This window comes from Streptacidiphilus anmyonensis (assembly GCF_000787855.1).
Classification (GTDB): domain Bacteria; phylum Actinomycetota; class Actinomycetes; order Streptomycetales; family Streptomycetaceae; genus Streptacidiphilus; species Streptacidiphilus anmyonensis.
On the sequence record NZ_BBPQ01000033.1, the window covers coordinates 1 to 16,273 of the forward strand.

Here is a 16,273-nt window from a genome sequence, read left to right on the forward strand (position 1 = left end):
GTGAGACATGAACAGAGCCACGGGAGTTCGCGCCGACAGGGATCGCCGACTTACCGGGGCAGGTCCTCGGCGTCTTGGGGGTGACGGTCAGGCGTCCAGGTGTTCGTGCCGCCCAGGTCGTAGACGTAGCGCGGTGCTCCGGTGGTGCCTGCGGTGCGGAACGGGTGGCCGTGGTCGTCGACGAGGAGGGTGCCCTGCCTGCTTCCCTGGCTCCACAGGAGTTCCAGGGTCCAGCTGACGTCGTGGTTCTTGGCGCCGGCGTCGATGTCGAGGACCTGCGGCTGGTTGTGGGACGCCTGCAGGGGGAACGCGAGGGCGGGGACCGTCGTGTCGCCCTGGATGCCCGGGGTCGGCCTGGCTGTGGGGGCCGTGGCGTCGAGGTCGATCGCGAAGGAGGCGGGGGTGACGCCCCCGCCGCAGCCTGTGCCCATGTTGAACGCGGACCAGTGCGGAGCAGGCCCCGCATGGCGGGCGTGGACGTAGAGGGCGTGCAGCACGACCGGCTCGTCGCCGGTGGCCTGAACGGTGAGTTCGAGTCGGAGGCGTCCGGCGGGCACGGCGCCGAGCCGAGCCGCCCAGGCCGCGGTCGCGTTCGGGTCCGGCGGCGCGGGCACGGAGCCGGGGGCGCGATCGGACAGGTACCAGCGGTCGCAGGGGTCGTCCCAGTTGTCGTCCAGCACGCTCACCTGAAGCGGGCTCGCGGCGGACGCATCCGGAGTCGGCGGCGCGGCGGAGCGCTGTGCGGCGGCGGCATGGCCGGAGACGGTGCGGGAGTTGGACGGTCCGGTGGGGACGGCAACCGCAGTCACGGCGACCACGGCGACCACGGCGGCGGTCGCGCCGATCACCGTCCAGGGCCGTCGCCACCACAGTGTGGTGCCGCTCGCTGCGGCGGGCTCCGCAGCGGCACGTCCGTCTGCTGCGGATGCGGTGGCTGTGCCGACCTCCTCACGGGTGGTCAGGTCCGACCCGGGCTCCGCGGGAACGGGAGCGGGAGCGGTGGGGGCCGGCTTCTGCTCACGGGCGGCATCAGCGACCAGCCACAGCCGGTGCAGCTCGACCAGCTCATCCGGTGTCGCCCCGCAGAGCCGGGCCAGGCGCTCGGCAAGAGCGAAGGACGGAGGCACGGTCGTGCCATGGCAATAGCGGTGCAGCGTGGAGTTGCTGACGCGCAGCCGCGTGGACAGCTGGCCGTAGCTCTTGCCCGAGCGGTCCTTCAGCGTCCGCAGCCGTGCGGCGAACTCCTGCGCTTCAACGGCCATTCCCGTCCCCCGATCCGCGAGCCGTTCCACGGCTCCAGCGTTTCCCCAGGTCAGAGTACCTGGAACGTTCCACTGTTCCACGACGGGGGGCGAACGGGGCTACGGCCGTGAAATCGACTGCAAGGTGGTGGCACCTCAGCCCACGGCGGACCGCCGGGCTGGGGACTGCACTTCGTTCCTTCGCTCTTCCTGGAGAACCACCATGCGCCCGTCCCACCTGCGAAGCCGCGGCGTCGTCCGTACGACCGCCATGACCGCCGCCGCCCTCGTGGCGTCCCTCGGCGCCGCGGTCGCCCTGGCCGTCCCGTCCGACGCCACCGCCGTCCACGCGGCCAAGTCGCCGACCGCACCGATCACGACCTGCACCGGCGGCGACATGAAGGTCACCGCCAAGACCGAGCCGGGACAGCGCCTGCTGCTCACGGCCACCAACACCGGCAAGCACACCTGCTACGCGTACGGCTATCCGTACCTGCGGTTCGGCGACGCCCAGGCCGCGCCGGGCGTCATCGCCGGCAGCATCCCGCAGGCGGTCGTCACCCTGACCGCGGGCGAGTCGGCCTACGCGCTGGTCCACACCGCGAGCCGCGGAGCCGGGCACAACCACGCCGTGCACACCTTGGAGGTGTACTTCGCAGGGCGCGACCAGCGCGGCTCGGTCGGCCCGGCGGCCCACGTCGCCCTCCCCAAGGCCGGCGTCCGGGTGGACGACTCGGTCCGCACCACCTACTGGCAGTCCACCGCGCGGCTCGCGCTGCGCTGGTAGCAGCGAAGCCGCCCGACTGCCCCGGCTGGGCCAGGAGACTGGTCCGGCCGGGGCAGGCGTCCGTCTCCCGCCGGACGGGGGTGGCGGGTTCAGTCCTGGAAGGTCCGCTCGTCCAGCAGATCCAGGTTGCGGAACACCGGGGGGCCGTCGCACAGCGCCGCGAGCTGTGTCGCGAACTCCGCCGTCTCCGGGCGGCCGGAGTTCTCCATCGCCTTCTCGTAGGAGGGGAACTCGACGATGTTCAGGTACACGTTCTCCTGGTCGCGGTCCCGGGCCTGAAAGGCCCGGGTCGCCAGGCGGTGGCCTGCGTTCTTCTCCACCCAGCCGTCGAGCAGGGCGTTGAACTCGTCGATGCGACTGGTCTTGTACTCGATGATCTGAACGAACCTCATGGCGGGACTCCTCGACTCGGAGGCGCGACGTACGCGCCTCCTCCAGCCTCCGCCCCGCCACGTTCACTGACGGGCAGCCTCGCCGCGTCCGTGCTCCCGCCCCACACATTCGGTGCATCCCCTGGACGGCGGCCGCACGGGCCGGGCTACGCTCGGGTCCCCAGGGGGAAGTCGACGGGCGGAGGACGACGTGCCGGAACCGGAGCCGCTGGACCGCGACCTGATCGACCCGACCGTGGCCACGCCGGCGCGCATCTACGCGTACCTGCTGGGCGGCGAGGATCACTTCCCGGTCGATCGCGCGGCCGCCGAGAAGGCCCTGGAGGCCATGCCGGTCCGGGATTTCGCCCGAGTCAACCGCGCGTTCCTGACCCGCGCCGTACGGCATCTGGCCGAGACCGGCCTGGACCAGTTCCTGGATCTCGGCATCGGCCTGCCCGCTCCCGGCAGCACGGCCGAGACCGCGCTGTCGGTGCGGCCAAGCGCACGGATCGTCGGGGTGGACAACGATCCGATCGTCCTGGCGCACGCCCTCGCCCGCCGCGGGGAGCCCGCGCCGTCCGGCGCGACGATCGTCGCCGGGGACGTCCGCCGTCCGGCGGAGATCCTGCAGCACCCCGAGGTGCGCGGCCGCCTGGACTTCGACCGGCCCGTCGCGGTGCTGCTGGTCGCCGTCATGCACTTCGTCACCGACGCGGACGACCCGTACGGCGCGGTGCGCACCCTGATGGACGCCGTCGCCCCGGGCAGCGTGCTGGTGCTGTCGCAGGTGACCTCCGACCTGGACCCGGAAGGCATGCGCGCGACCGCGAAGGCCTACGCCCGGTCGTCGGTGAAGACCGCCGTGCGGAGCAGCAAGGAGATCGCCGCGTTCTTCGACGGCCTGGAGCCGGTCGACCCCGGTCTGGTGATGCTGTCGCAGTGGCGGCCGGACGAGCACGTCCTCGCCGGGGACGACCGGATCGGGATGTACGGCGGCGTGGCGCTCAAGCGCTGACGCGCCGTGATGGCCTCGACGTGGTGATCCAGGGCTCCGCCGCCCAGGCCGGCACGGCTGCGTGACCTGCGGCAGCCTCCGCCGGAGGCGAGACCTCCGCCGGAAGCGGGACCTCCGCCCGGAGCGGGGAACGGAAGCCGAACCGTGAGCCGCACCGGAAGCCGAACCGGGAGCCCGCTCGGTGATCGTCCGTCGGCTCCGACTGTCACACGGATACCGCACTGCGGTGGCGTGGCCGGTCCCCACACGCGACGTTGGAGGGGTCTCGCTGCTCCATGAGGACTCGTCGATGGGCATCGTATGGGAACCGGTGGGCGTCGCGGGGAGGCAGGCCCCTTGGGCGAGGGCCTGGGGGACGCGCTCCTGGGCGCCCTGTTCACCCAGTCGCCCCTGGGGTTGCAGCTGTACGACCCGGAGTTGCGGCTGGTCCGGGTGAACTCGGCCGCACGGCTGGTGCGGGAGGTCCCCGACGACCGGATACTGGGGCGGTCGCTGCGCGAGATCCTGCAGTTGTTCGAGGTCACCGACTCCGACGTCGCCGAGCGGACGGCCCACCACGTGCTGGAGAGCGGACAGCCGGTCCTCGGCCTGCCGCTGCGGTTCCGGAGCCCCGAGGATCCCTCCGTCCAGATCGTCATCTCCGTGGGCTTGTTCCGTCTTGACCGTGCCGACGGGTCCGTGCTGGGACTCGCCTGCTCGCTCAGCGACGTGACGGCCCGTGTCCGAGCGGAGGCCGGTCTGCGCCTGCTGGCGGACGCCGCCGCGCGAGTGGGCACGACGCTCGACGTGTTCCGCACGGCGGAGGAGTTCTGCGAGGTGACCTGCCCCGCCCTGGCGGACACCGTCACGGTGGACGTCTTCGACGTCGTCCTGAGGGGTCAGGCGCCGTCCTCCGACTCGCCGGCCGGGAACATGACGATGAGACGCGCGGGATTCCGCTCGGTCGCCGGAGCGGAGACGCAGGGCGTCCCGTTGGTCGGCGAGGTGGACCTCTATCCGCCCGACACCCCCTACCGGACGGCGCTGGACACCCTGACGCCGACTCTGATCAGCCCACTGCGCGTGGACGACGGCTGGCTGGACCCCGGGCGTCGACGGGACGCGCGCATCATCGCCGCCGGCACGCACTCGATGATCACGATGCCCATCCGCGCCCGGGGACTCGTCCTGGGCCTGGCCTGCTTCTACCGCTGGCGCGATCCGATCCCGTTCGACCGTGCGGCCCTGGAGCTGGCGGAGCAGGTCACCGCGCACGCCGGCCAGTGCCTGGACAACGCCCGGCTGTACGGCAGGGAGCGTTCGGTGGCCCGGATCACGGCGGGCGGCCCCTCCCATCCGCGGACGTCGGTCGAGGCGGCGGCCGATCTGGCGCAGGCCTACCTGCCGACCGGCACCGGCGGGGGGTGGTTCGACGCGGTTCCCCTGTCAGGAGACCGGGTCGCCCTCGTCGCCGGTGACACGACCACCGGCTCCGCCGACCCCGCCGCCATGGGCGAGCTCCGCGCCGCGATCGAGGCCCTCTCCGACCTGGACCTGCCCCCGGACGAGATCCTGGAACGGCTGCACGGGCTCGCCAGCCGCCCCACGCAGGACATCGACGCCGAAGCGGCCGGCGACGCCCCGGACGCCGGGCAGCCGACCTGCCTCTACCTCGCCTACGACCCGGTCACCCGGCTGTGCACCACGGCCAGCGCGGGACATCCGCCACCTGTCCTGGTCCTGCCCGGCGGCGAGGTCGACGTCCTGAACGTCGACGCCGGACCGGCCCTGGGCCGAGGCCTGCCGCAGTACCGGGTCACCGAGCGGGTCCTGCCGGAAGGCTCGACGCTGCTCATCTACAACACCGCCCTCGTCGATGCCTCCACCGACGCCGCCGCCCCGCTGCCCGACCGCGTGGCCGAGGTCGTCGCCGTCCCCCGCGCCTCGCTCCAGGCCACCTGTGACGCCCTGGCCGCAGCCCTCGCGCCGGATCGACCGCAGCGCGACGCGTACCTGCTGCTGGCGCGCACCCGCGCGCTCGGTCCGGACCGGACGGGCGCCTGGACGCTGCCGAACTCCCCCGAGTCCGTCGGCGTGGCGCGGCGGCGTTCCGCCGAGCTGCTGAGGCGGTGGGGCATGGAGGGCGAGATCGTGGACAGCACGGCACTGATCGTCAGTGAACTGGTGACCAACGCCATCCGCTACGCCAAGGGACCCGTCGAGCTGCGGCTGATCCGCGGAGAGACGCTGGTGTGCGAGGTCTCCGACGGGAGCAACACCGCACCGCAGCTGCGTCGCGCACTGGACACCGACGAGAACGGCCGCGGCCTGTTCATCACGGCCCAGCTCACGCAACGCTGGGGCGTCCGGCCCTCCGACCGGGGCAAGACGCTCTGGGCGGAGCAGGCCCTCCCCTGACCGCGCTGGGTCTGCGAGCGAGCGTGCTCAGTCGTGCCGAGTGGGGCTCAGTGGTGCTCGGTCGGCTCGGTGTCCCGCTGCGCGGGCAGGCGCTCGACCAGGACCGTCACCGCCTTGACCAGCTCGACGAGCAGCTCGCGGTCGGAGAGGGTGTCGGCCGCATCGGCGGGGGCGTGCGGGCCGACCGCCGCCCGGTGCTCGGCGAGGACCTTGAGGCTGCTGACGATCCGGTCCGGGAGTTCCCGGTCCGAGGGCGTCCGCAGGAAGCTCCAGGCCTTGACCACCCGTGCCCGGGTCGACGGGAGGACCGCGAAGACGGCCAGCAGGAACACGTTCGCCGCGGCGACCACGGCGACGCCGAGGCTGCAGACGTCGACCCAGCCCGCTGTCGGTGTGAAGAACGGATGGGCCGTGCCCAGGGCCCACAGCAGAAGCAGCGGCGCCGCCACCGCGCTCAGGTCGACCGCGCTGAGCGCGAAGACGATCGCCTTGGTCCGCGCGCCCGTCGGCAGGTCCCCGCCCAGCACGATCCCCAGCCCGGCGAAGCCGATGGTGAAGCAGACGGCCAGCGTGCCGGCGAGCGTGCTGAGGAACAGCGACGGGTCGGCCGACGGGCCGACGGCGACAAGCGACATGGACTCCCCCTCCGTCCCTTCCAGCGTGCCAGGCCCCAGCGACATCGGGCAGACCCTCGCGCACCGATCTCCGGAAACCGGACCCGCCCGCGCAGCCGATCCTCCTCCGTCGCGCGCAGGCGGGTGCGTCATTCGCCAGCGGGAAGGGCGCCGGGCCTTCTCAGTAGCCGCCGGCCGGCCGTCCGCCGCGGGTGCCGGACGACGACGCGGCCGAAGCTCTTCTTGCCCGTCAGCTCGATCCGCAGCGCGATCGGCGCGCCAGGGGCTGGAACCTGACGGTTCCTGACCTTGCTGAACTCCAGGCTCAGACCGTAGGGATCGACCACGATGCCGGGCCCGACGACCAGCGTCAGGTTCTTGCCGCGCATGTCCATGTCGATCTGCAAGGTGTCGTGCGTGATCACCGCCTGCGTGAAATCGAGGGTCACGTCGCACCACTCCACGCAGAGCTCCAACCGTCGCGGCACCACCCACGGGCCCACCCGCTTGACCGCGCTGAACCTGTGCTCGATGCGCAGGAGGTCCCTGGCCTCCACGGCCCCGCCGGCGAAGACCGACACGGGCGGCAGGTCGGCGGTGAGCTCGGCCAGCTCGACGACCGTCCGCGCGGACAAGGCGGCTTCCAGGCGCTCGTCCAACTCGTCGGAGGTCAGTCGGCCGTCCCCGGCCGCGACACGCAGCAGGTCGACCGTCCGGTCCCGGTCGGCATGGGAGGCCCGCAGCTCCGGCAGCGGGCCGCGGGCGGGGCCGGGGCCGTTCCCGGCGGGCGAGGTCTCTCCCGGCATACGTCCCGTCCTGAGCTCGACGACTGTCTTCGCGCGCAAGCTGACGGCGCGGACGGGAACTAACGCTATATCGCGATACGGGTTACCGCCAGGCCTCTCGGAGGGACGCTCAGGGGCGGCCCAACGCTCGGGGGCGGCAAGGGCGCTAAAGCCGGGTCAAGAAAGGCGTCCGGGACATTTCGGCTGCGTCAGGATTCCGGCTCCCGCTTGCGGTCGCAGGTTCCGGCTCGCTGTGATGGTCCGCATGGACCTCCTTCGCAGCCTCGTCCGCGCGGTCACCGCGCCGGGCTGCTCCGCCGTGGCCACGGCCCGGCTCGAGGACCGTCCGCCTCATCGCGCGCGCTGACGCTGCGTGCAGCACTCCCGTGCGCGCCCACCTCTCCACCACGGCTCGCTCCGCGTGGAGTCACCTCATCTCACCCTTCGAATGGATCGACGTGTCCACTGACACCTTCGCCTTCGCCGACCGCACCGCCCTGGTCACCGGCGCCACCAACGGACTGGGACTGCAGACCGCCCTGCGACTCGCCCTCGGCGGCGCCCGCGTGATCGTCCACGGGCAGACCCCGCAGAACACCGAGACCGCCGTCGCCGCACTCGCCGAACTCGGCGCACCGACCGGACGCCTGGAGCAGGCCGCCGCCGACTTCCGCCACCTGGACCAGGTACGCGCGCTGGCCGCCCACCTGGCCGAGCACCACGAGCGGCTCGACCTGCTGGTGCTCAACGCCGGCATCGCCGCCCCCGAGCGGCGCACCCTCACCGAGGAGGGCAACGAGCTCAGCTTCCAGGTCAACTACCTGGCCCCCTATCTGCTCACCCGGCTGCTGGAACGCCCGCTCGCCCGCGGCGCCGACACCCGCATCGTGGCGCTGGGCTCCTCCCTGCACCGCACCGCCAACATCGACTGGACCGACCTCACCCGCGCCAAGCGCTACTCGCGGATCGCCGCCTACGGCCAGTCCAAGCTGGCGCTCACCACCTTCGTCACCGCCCTCGCGCACTGGCTCCCGGCCGGACACACCGCCGTGACCGTGCACCCCGGCGTCGCCGAGACCGCCACCCGCCCGCTCTACGGCACCGTCGGCCGCCCGTCCGGCGAGGTCGCCGAGACCGTCGTCGCCCTGAGCGACCCGGGCTTCGCCGTCGTCAACGGCGCCTACTACGAGGGGCTGGAAGTCGGCCGCACGGGCCAGCAGGTCAGCGAGAAACGCTCGGTGGACCGCCTGCTCAAGCTGAGCGAGAAGCTCACCGCCGCACTCGAACCCGCCGTCTGAAGGTGCACCACACCACCTTCCACCGACCGCCGCACACCCCGAGGAACCCCGAAGAGATGTCCAAGCGCGCCCGCAAGAAGCACGACCGCCGCAAGAAGGCCGGCAACCACGGCAAACGCGCGAGCTCCTGACAGAGCCCCGCCGCGCACCCCGACCGGCCCGGGACGCGCCCCTGACGGGCGCGTTCCGGGCCGGCGTCGTCCGCCGGTCCCGCCCGGGGAGGGTCCGTCAGGTCCTGCCCTCGCGCTCCTGTGCGATCCGCAGGACCGTGGAGCCCGGCTGGGACGTACTGGCCCATCGGGCCCGGACGACGCGAAAGCCGGCCCGCTCGACCGCGTCGCACACCAACTCGTCGTCGTCCACGACCATGCGGACCTCCCCGCGCCGGTCGAGGCCGCGCACGGCCTCCAGTTTGATCGTGCGGGCCGGACGCCGGTCGCTGTCCGCGCGCATGCACAGGCGTCCTTCCGGCAGGCCGTGACGGGCCAGCCAGGCCAGCGTGTCGCGGCGGCAGCGCTCGGGCCGGCCGGTGAGGTACACGACCTCGCAGTCCGCGGCGGCCTCCAGGACCAGCCGCACGCCCTGCGCGAGTGGTGGGTCCCTGTGCAACGCCGCGAAGAAGCCCTTCCAGTCCCGGGGCTGCCGTTCCAGGAAGTGCTGCCGGTGCCCCGTCTCGGCGAGGGTGCCGTCCAGGTCGAAGACGGCCAGGGGCCTGGCGGTGCTCGTCGTCTGCGTCACGCCGAACACGATAGAGCCACTCGAACGATCAATCGCATCCCCTACAGCCCGAGCTCGGAGAGCCCGGGGTGGCCGTCGGGCCGGCGGCCCGAGGGCCAGTGGAACATGCGCTCCCCCTCGGCGATGGGCAGGTCGTTGATGCTCGCATGGCGTGCTCGCATGAGGCCGGCGTCGTCGAACTCCCAGTTCTCGTTCCCGTAGGCCCGGTACCACTGGCCGGAGTCGTCGTGGCACTCGTAGGCGAACCGCACGGCGATGCGATGTCCGTCGAACGCCCACAGCTCCTTGATCAGGCGGTAGTCCAGCTCCCGCTCCCACTTCCTGGTCAGGAACTTCACGATCTCGTCCCGACCGGTGAGGAACTCCGCGCGGTTGCGCCAGCGCGAGTCGGGCGTGTACGCGAGGGCGACCTTCTCGGGGTCGCGACTGTTCCAGCCGTCCTCGGCCTGGCGGACCTTGGCGATGGCCGTCTCCCGGCTGAAGGGCGGGAGCGGGGGGCGCTGCTCGGACATGTGGCACTCCTCTGGCTCGGTTCGGTGAGAACGATCGTTCTCAGCGGCATGCCCCTACACTAGGAGAACGATGGTTCTCACAGCAAGGGACGGAAACTCTTGGACACCGATCCGACGCGCGAGCGGATCCTGGACGCCGCCGAGGAGCTCTTCTACGCCCGAGGGATCCAGGGCGTCGGCATGGACGTGATCCGTGACGCCTCAGGCGTCACGCTGCGGCGCCTCTACCAGTTCTTCCCCTCCAAGGGCGATCTCGTCGAGGCGTACCTCGCGCGCAGGGACGCCCGTTGGCTCGACAGCCTCGTGGCGCATGTCGAGACGAGCGCGGACACCCCGGAGGAGCGGATCCCCGCCGTCTTCGACTGGCTGGAGAGCTGGTTCGCGCGACCCGACTACCGGGGCTGCGCTTTCGTCAACTCCTTCGGCGAGCTGGGCGGCACGTCCCCCCAGGTCGCGGCCGCGGCCCGGCGTCACAAGGAGGCGTTTCACGCCTACCTGCGAGGGCTCGCCACATCGGCCGGGGCGACCGAAGACGTCGGCGCCCAGATCGCCCTGCTGGCGGAAGGCGCCATGACCACCGCGGCCATCTCGGGCACGCCCTCGGCGTCCCGTCAGGCGAAGCAGGCGGCGCGGCTTCTCCTGACGCTCGACACGCACCGCACCCGCACGCCCACCGGCGCCCGCACCGCGGGCTGACTGCCGCTCCGGGCGCGCGGACGGGCACACGCTGCGTGATCCACCCGGTCGGGCCGTTCGACGGGCGCTTCCGGCCCGATGTTGCTGAGCTGGGCCCACCCGAGAACCGATCCGAGGAGTGCGCCATGCCGCAGAACGAGATGATCCCGCGCGACCGGGGCGACGACCCCGTCGTCTTCCAGGCTCCCGAGGAGTCGGACAGCTCGGACGACGACTTCCTCGACGACCTGAACATCGTGCTGGCGGAGGACTGACCGCGGATCGCTCCCCCGGGCCTGACCCGCGCACCCGGCGTGATCCCGACGCCGAGGGCGCGGGTCAGGCCCGCTTCATCGTCCCGGCCGTGATGACGCCGCCCTCGACCCGGTAGACGGCGTCGAACCGTGTCGCGGTGTCGTCGCTGTGGACGGCGACGATCCTGAAGCTGACCTGCTCCCCGTCGACGGATCCGATCGCGCACGACATGTTCGTGGTGTCCGCGTACCCCGTGCTGAACGTCGTCCACGACGGAACCATGTTCCTGCCCCCGAGATCCGCCCAGGCGTGCCGCAGCTCGTGCGCGCTGACGGCCTGGCAGAACGCCTGGACCACCGCGGCCGGCGCGGAGTCGGCGACGGGCGTCGGACTGCCCGACGGCGACGCCTGAGGCGCTGGTGCAGTCGCCCCCGCGGCGGTGTGCGACGAGCCGAAGACCTGCCCCAGTAGCCAGGTCGTCCCGCCGAAGCCGAGCGCGGCGAAACCCGCGACACCCAGGACCAGGCCGGTCCGTCTCGCCGCAGGCATGTTCGATATCCCCATGAATCAACCCCCCGCGCGGATGCTAGCGCGGTTCCTGCGCCCAGCCCCAATCAGCCACCAGCGCGACCCCCACCGTCGCAACCCCTGGGGCGATCACAGGTTCGGCGCCGACTGCACGACCTCATCCATCAACTGGCGGAGGCTCGCGCGCGTCGCGTCGTCGAGCCCGGACAGCGTGATCGAGTAGTCGGACCCGCCCCGCACCGAGATCGTGACGGCGGCGTCGCCGTGCGCGATGCGCGTGATCAAGGCGATGTGGATGCGGTTCCCCTGCCGGGCAGCGTGGCCGAAGAGCTCCAGCACCCGCCCGTCGAAGGAGATCACGCTGTTACCAGCGACGATGTCACGCGGAACGGATTCCATGACCAGCGATCATAGACGGCTGCTCGGCGGCGCGGGCGGCTGCCGAGGGCGCGGGTGTCGTACGGTTCGGGCGTGACCGCAGACCGTGTTCCCTCCGTGCCCGACGACTTCGTCGTACCGCGCGCCCTGATCACGGCGGACTTCCGTCTGGAGCCGCTCGGGCCGCAGCACAACGCGTCAGACTTCGCCGCGTGGACCTCCTCGGTCGACCACATCCGCGCCACGCCCGGCTTCGAGGGGACGGGCTGGCCCCCGGCCGGGGGTATGAGCCCCGCGGAGAACCTGGCCGACCTGGAACGCCACGCAGCCGACTTCGAGGAGCGCTTCGGCTTCACCTACACGGTCCTGGACCCGGAGGGGCACGTCGTGGGCTGCGTGTACATCTACCCGTCCCGATCCGACCCCTCGCTCATGAGGGTCAGGTCCTGGGTGACGGCACGCCGCGCCGACCTGGACGCCCCGCTCCGCGACGCGCTGTCCGCCTGGCTTGCCGACCACTGGCCCTTCAGCCGGGTCTCGTACCGCTAGTCGGCGACACCTGGCTGATCACCGCCACCCGCGCCGCCCGCGCCGTCCGCGCCCGAGTCCGTCCCGGTCCATCCGGCAGGGCCGGGAGGAGCGCTCGAAGGCCGTGAAAACATGGGCAATTCATGTGCTCCGAGCGCGGTTGACCAGGGCTTCTGTCGAACCTACGTTTTTGCGCACCACGGGAGCCGACGCAGTCGGCTCCCGTTGCGGGGCCTGTCGAGACAACGCGCCATCATCACCTCCACCGGACAGGCTTCTCGGACCCTGACCAGAGGACGCCCATGCCATCTCGCACCCCGCGGCGGTGCCGGACCGCGCTCGCGGCCCTGCTGCCGACCGCCCTGGCGCTCACCGTCTTCGGCGCCGGTGCCGCGCCGCCCGCTCACGCGACGACCCCCACGTACACCATCACCACCGGGGCGACGGGCAGTTACGCCTTCGCCGACGACACGCCCGCCTACCCCTACATCGACAGCGACGGCACGTTCTACTTCCAGTCCTCGCACTCCCTGTACGGGGGAAGCCAGGGCCGCTCCTGGCAGTTCTGGACCGGCACGGACATGGACACGAAGGTCTCCAAGGCCGCGATCTCCTCCGCCGCCGACAACGCCGACACCACCGTGCGCTGCAACAACAGCCCGACGGGCCTGGAGGCCACCAACGACCCCGCGGGATCGCAGACCTCGGGCTACGCCGAGCGGAACTACTGCGACCTGATCGGCGTCTGGGTCGACCCGGACAGCGGCACCTGGTACGGCGCGGTGCACGACGAGTTCACCCCCTCGCCGTTCCACGACGGGCTGCACTACGACTCGATCGACTACGAGCAGTCCTCCGACCACGGCGCCACCTGGACGATCACGAGCCACATCATCACCTCGCCGTTCAGCACGGTGCGCGAGAACGACCAGCTGTGGACCCCGGCCTCCGACGGCAGCGTGCGCATCGGCGCCGGCAGGTGTCTGGACGTCACCGGGGCTGGCACGACCGCCGGGACCGCCGTCGGCACCTACGGCTGCAACGGCCACGCCAACCAGACGTGGACCGTCACCGGCGGCACGCTGGTCAACCCCGCGTCGGGCCTGTGCCTGACCGCCTCGGGCACAGCGGCCGGCTCCACCTTCACCCTCGAACCCTGCGGGACCGCCGCCACCCAGGACCTCACCACGCCCTCGTCCGGGACCGACGGGCAGATCCACCTGGCCGCGGACTCCGGCCTCTGCCTGGACGGCTCGAACGCGCTGCAGCTGGCCGCCTGCAACGACCCGACCGTCGACGGGCGCACGCAGTTCCCCGGCCAGACGTACTACTACGGCGACGGCGACCCGAAGCTCTTCGTCGACAACGCCTCCGGCTACTTCTACCTCTACTACGACACCCAGATCCTGAACCAGGCGGGCGGCGGCCGGGTCGACCTCGGTCACGTCGCACGGGCCCCGATCTCGGGCAAGATGGCACCGTCCTCGTGGCACAAGTGGTACGACGGCGCCTGGACCCAGCCCGGCGTCGGCGGCAAGGAGGCGGACCTGATCCCCTCCGACGGGACCTCCGCCGGATACCTGGACGACGCCTACGACCCGGCGAACACCGGCACCACCGCCCAGCAGCTCGCCGCCGGCCAACTGCCCAGCGCCCCGCCGCTGGCCTGGATGGACGTCGCCTACGACGCCTACCTCGGTCAGTACATCAGCATGGCCCGGCCGGAGAACCCCACCACCTCCAGCCCGCTGCACATCTACGCCACCTCCGACCTGTCCACCCAGAAGTGGGTCGACATCGGCACGGTGACCAACCCCAGCGGCGGCGCCTGGTACCGGTCGATGCTGGACGGCGTCAGCAAGACCGCCAACTACCTGGTCGGCAAGACGTTCCGCGACTACTGCATGTACAGCTGCACCCCCACCAGCGGCACCGAGTGGGTCTCCACGACGATCGACACCGCGTCAACCAACCTGCCCGCCCAGCCGGTCGACCCGGGTACCGGCTACCAGATCGCCGCCGGGGACGGGCAGTACCTGGCCGAGGCCGGCGGCAGCCTGACGACCACCACCGCCACCGGCACCGCCCCGGCGGCGCAGAGCTGGACCTTCACCCCGACCGGCGACGGGTTCTTCACCATCGCCAACGCCGCCTCGGGGCAGGACATCGGGGTCGACGACACGGCCGACTCCGGCCGCGCGTGGGGCGCTCCGCTCACCCTCGGCAGCAACGCCAGCACCAGCGTCGGCTACCAGTGGTTCGTCCAGACGGTCACCGACACGGGCCTGCCCTCCGGCAGCTACCGGCTGGTCAACCGCTACAGCGGCCAGGCGCTCAGCCTGACGTCCGGCGCCGGCGGCGTCGTCACGGCGCCCCAGCGCGACTGGGCCAACGCCGGGAGCGCCGGGGACACCCACCCGGTGGACGCCCAGACGCTGACCTTCCCGGCCGGCTCGACCAACCTGATCCCAGGCGGGGACTTCGAGTCCGGCAACCTGCCGGGCTGGAACGCCGTCGACGCCGCCGTGGTCACCGACGCCGCCGCGCACAGCCCGACCCACGACCTGCGGCTGCAGTCCGGGGCCGGCCAGTACGCGACGATGGAGTACACCGTCAGGGGGCTGTCGCCGAACACCACCTACACCTATTCCGGCTGGGTGCGCGCCGACTCCGGCGCCTCCACCAGCTTCGGTGTGAAGAAATTCGGTGGCGCCCAGGTGAGCGCACACACCTCGGCCACCGGCTGGACCCGAGAGTCCGACACCTTCACCACCGGCGCCGCCGACACCTCCGCCACGGTCTTCTGCTACCTGCCCTCCGCGTCGTCCACCTCCACCTGTGACGACCTGAGCCTGACCGTCGGGTAGGAGTCGTGCGCCCGAAGGGGCGTTGACCGGCGGTGGATCATGGGAAATCCTGGCGGAGCGGAGCCCACGCGGCACCGCTCCGCCAGGTGCACGACCAGGGAGTACGCATGACCGGCCCGGCTCACGGACCCGCCGGGGCCTCGGCCCCGCAGGTCAGGGGGCTGAAGTTCCGCACCCTGGCGGACCGCCTGCGGCGGGAGATCGCGGAGGGGGTCTGGCCGGCGGGCAGCCGGCTGCCGACGGAGCAGGACCTGGCCCGCGCCCACGGGACGTCCGTGAGCACGGTCCGCCGGGCGGTCGCCGACCTGGTCGACGAGGCGCTGGTCGTCCGCCGCCAGGGCTCGGGCACCTACGTGCTCCCCCCGAAGGCGGCCGCCCGACGCGCCGCCCTGATCGGCGTCATCGTCCCCCACGCCGCCTTCTACTACCCGAGAGTCCTGCGCGGCGTCGAGGAGGAGCTGACGGCGGCGGGCGCCTCGTCGCTCACGGCCTGCTCGAACTACGAGCAGGCCCAGGAGAACGGCGCCCTCGCGGACATGCTGGAGGCGGGCGTCGACGGTCTGCTGCTCGCCCCGACGCTGACCGGGCCGGAGCCTCCCGGCGCGTACCTGGCCCGGCTGGCCGAACTGCCGGTTCCGACCGTGCTGATGGAGCGACGGGCGAGCAGCCTCGGCGACACCAACGACAGCGTCTGCACGCACCACGAGGCGGGCGGCTACGACGCCGTCCGGCACCTGGCCGGGCTCGGTCACCGGACCGTCGGCCTGGTGCTGCGCCTGCACAGCCCGACGACCGAGCCGGTCCGCCTGGGCTTCCACGCGGCCGTCCGCGAAATCGGCATCACCGGCACCGAGTTCTGGGCCGCGCGCGAGGAGTGGAGCCCGGTCGCGGCCGACCGCTGCCTGGCCGAACTGCGCCGTGTCCGCGCGACCGCCGCGGTCTGCTTCGGCGATCTGCAGGGGGCCCTCCTGGAGGCCGCCGCCGCACGGGTCGGACTGCGCGTCCCGGAGGACCTGTCGCTCGTCGCGTACGACGACGAGACCGCCGACACGGCCAGGGTCCCGCTGACCGCCATGGCCCCGCCCAAGCACCTGCTGGGTCGCACGGCCGCCGCCCTGCTCCTGAACCGGCTCGAGCACCCGGACGATCCGCCGCGCCAGATCCTGCTCCGGCCGACGATCACCGTCCGCGGCTCCTGCGGAGCCGCCGAACCGGACGCCGACGCCCTGTGCTCGGGACCGGTCGCCGCAGTCGAGCCCGTCTGATCACCGCTCGCGCGGG

Annotated in this window: 18 protein-coding genes; 10 read left to right on the forward strand and 8 right to left on the reverse strand. The window is 72.2% G+C overall.

Annotated elements, in window-relative coordinates; translation table 11 throughout:
- Window positions 1-50: 50 nt before the first annotated feature.
- Window positions 51-1,262, reverse strand: a complete 1,212-nt coding sequence (locus TR50_RS24855; RefSeq protein ID WP_042426114.1) for a helix-turn-helix domain-containing protein — start codon at window positions 1,260-1,262, stop codon at window positions 51-53.
- 202 nt (window positions 1,263-1,464) lie between these two features.
- Between TR50_RS24855 and TR50_RS24865 the strand changes: the two genes are divergently transcribed.
- Complete coding sequence (locus TR50_RS24865; protein ID WP_052441302.1) at window positions 1,465-2,028, forward strand: DUF4232 domain-containing protein; 564 nt, start codon at window positions 1,465-1,467, stop codon at window positions 2,026-2,028.
- Between the two features lie 89 nt (window positions 2,029-2,117).
- Here TR50_RS24865 and TR50_RS24870 read toward each other — a convergent pair whose 3' ends face one another.
- Complete coding sequence (locus tag TR50_RS24870; protein ID WP_042426120.1) at window positions 2,118-2,420, reverse strand: hypothetical protein; 303 nt, start codon at window positions 2,418-2,420, stop codon at window positions 2,118-2,120.
- A 190-nt stretch (window positions 2,421-2,610) separates the two neighbouring features.
- On the opposite strand from TR50_RS24870, the gene TR50_RS24875 reads away from it, so the two are divergent.
- Window positions 2,611-3,417, forward strand: a complete 807-nt coding sequence (locus tag TR50_RS24875; RefSeq protein ID WP_042426122.1) for an SAM-dependent methyltransferase — start codon at window positions 2,611-2,613, stop codon at window positions 3,415-3,417.
- A gap of 336 nt (window positions 3,418-3,753) precedes the next feature.
- Window positions 3,754-5,814 carry a SpoIIE family protein phosphatase gene (locus TR50_RS24880; protein ID WP_052441303.1) on the forward strand — a complete coding sequence of 687 codons (2,061 nt, stop codon included), beginning with the start codon at window positions 3,754-3,756 and terminating at the stop codon, window positions 5,812-5,814.
- 47 nt (window positions 5,815-5,861) lie between these two features.
- On the opposite strand, the gene TR50_RS24885 is transcribed toward TR50_RS24880, so the two are convergent.
- Both TR50_RS24885 and TR50_RS24890 read right to left on the reverse strand, forming a co-directional pair.
- Window positions 5,862-6,449 (reverse strand): hypothetical protein, encoded by a 588-nt coding sequence (locus tag TR50_RS24885; RefSeq protein WP_042426127.1) that lies wholly within the window; start codon window positions 6,447-6,449, stop codon window positions 5,862-5,864.
- Window positions 6,450-6,577: 128 nt separating this feature from the next.
- Window positions 6,578-7,234, reverse strand: coding sequence for a DUF1707 SHOCT-like domain-containing protein (locus tag TR50_RS24890; protein ID WP_084700943.1), 657 nt, complete (start codon window positions 7,232-7,234; stop codon window positions 6,578-6,580).
- A 437-nt stretch (window positions 7,235-7,671) separates the two neighbouring features.
- On the opposite strand from TR50_RS24890, the gene TR50_RS24895 reads away from it, so the two are divergent.
- Window positions 7,672-8,511: an SDR family NAD(P)-dependent oxidoreductase gene (locus TR50_RS24895; protein WP_042426129.1), complete on the forward strand. Its 840-nt coding sequence runs from the start codon at window positions 7,672-7,674 to the stop codon at window positions 8,509-8,511.
- A gap of 56 nt (window positions 8,512-8,567) precedes the next feature.
- Window positions 8,568-8,642, forward strand: a complete 75-nt coding sequence (locus TR50_RS50420) for a 50S ribosomal protein bL37 (protein WP_439654239.1) — start codon at window positions 8,568-8,570, stop codon at window positions 8,640-8,642.
- A 97-nt stretch (window positions 8,643-8,739) separates the two neighbouring features.
- Here the strand turns inward: TR50_RS50420 and TR50_RS24900 are convergent, their stop codons facing one another.
- Both TR50_RS24900 and TR50_RS24905 read right to left on the reverse strand, forming a co-directional pair.
- Window positions 8,740-9,249, reverse strand: a complete 510-nt coding sequence (locus TR50_RS24900) for a phosphatase domain-containing protein (protein ID WP_042426285.1) — start codon at window positions 9,247-9,249, stop codon at window positions 8,740-8,742.
- A gap of 41 nt (window positions 9,250-9,290) precedes the next feature.
- The gene (locus TR50_RS24905) at window positions 9,291-9,761 is read right to left on the reverse strand and encodes a nuclear transport factor 2 family protein (protein ID WP_042426132.1); all 471 of its coding nucleotides are present in this window, start codon (window positions 9,759-9,761) and stop codon (window positions 9,291-9,293) included.
- 99 nt (window positions 9,762-9,860) lie between these two features.
- Here TR50_RS24905 and TR50_RS24910 point away from each other — a divergent pair, with 99 nt between their 5' ends.
- Window positions 9,861-10,457: a TetR/AcrR family transcriptional regulator gene (locus TR50_RS24910; RefSeq protein ID WP_042426136.1), complete on the forward strand. Its 597-nt coding sequence runs from the start codon at window positions 9,861-9,863 to the stop codon at window positions 10,455-10,457.
- Between the two features lie 125 nt (window positions 10,458-10,582).
- A complete protein-coding gene (locus tag TR50_RS49820; RefSeq protein WP_269084811.1) occupies window positions 10,583-10,711 on the forward strand; it encodes a hypothetical protein in 129 nt (42 codons plus the stop codon).
- A gap of 64 nt (window positions 10,712-10,775) precedes the next feature.
- On the opposite strand, the gene TR50_RS45785 is transcribed toward TR50_RS49820, so the two are convergent.
- Both TR50_RS45785 and TR50_RS24920 read right to left on the reverse strand, forming a co-directional pair.
- Window positions 10,776-11,240 (reverse strand): hypothetical protein, encoded by a 465-nt coding sequence (locus TR50_RS45785; protein ID WP_152648613.1) that lies wholly within the window; start codon window positions 11,238-11,240, stop codon window positions 10,776-10,778.
- 108 nt (window positions 11,241-11,348) lie between these two features.
- Entirely contained in the window at window positions 11,349-11,618 is a 270-nt protein-coding gene (locus tag TR50_RS24920; RefSeq protein ID WP_152648614.1) for a hypothetical protein, read from the reverse strand.
- Window positions 11,619-11,690: 72 nt separating this feature from the next.
- Between TR50_RS24920 and TR50_RS24925 the strand changes: the two genes are divergently transcribed.
- The 3 genes from TR50_RS24925 (at window position 11,691) to TR50_RS24935 (ending at window position 16,257) form a co-directional block, all read left to right on the forward strand.
- Window positions 11,691-12,146: a hypothetical protein gene (locus tag TR50_RS24925; protein WP_042426288.1), complete on the forward strand. Its 456-nt coding sequence runs from the start codon at window positions 11,691-11,693 to the stop codon at window positions 12,144-12,146.
- A 281-nt stretch (window positions 12,147-12,427) separates the two neighbouring features.
- Window positions 12,428-14,992, forward strand: coding sequence for an RICIN domain-containing protein (locus TR50_RS24930; protein ID WP_052441304.1), 2,565 nt, complete (start codon window positions 12,428-12,430; stop codon window positions 14,990-14,992).
- A 107-nt stretch (window positions 14,993-15,099) separates the two neighbouring features.
- Complete coding sequence (locus TR50_RS24935; protein WP_042426143.1) at window positions 15,100-16,257, forward strand: LacI family DNA-binding transcriptional regulator; 1,158 nt, start codon at window positions 15,100-15,102, stop codon at window positions 16,255-16,257.
- Window positions 16,258-16,273: the final 16 nt, after the last annotated feature.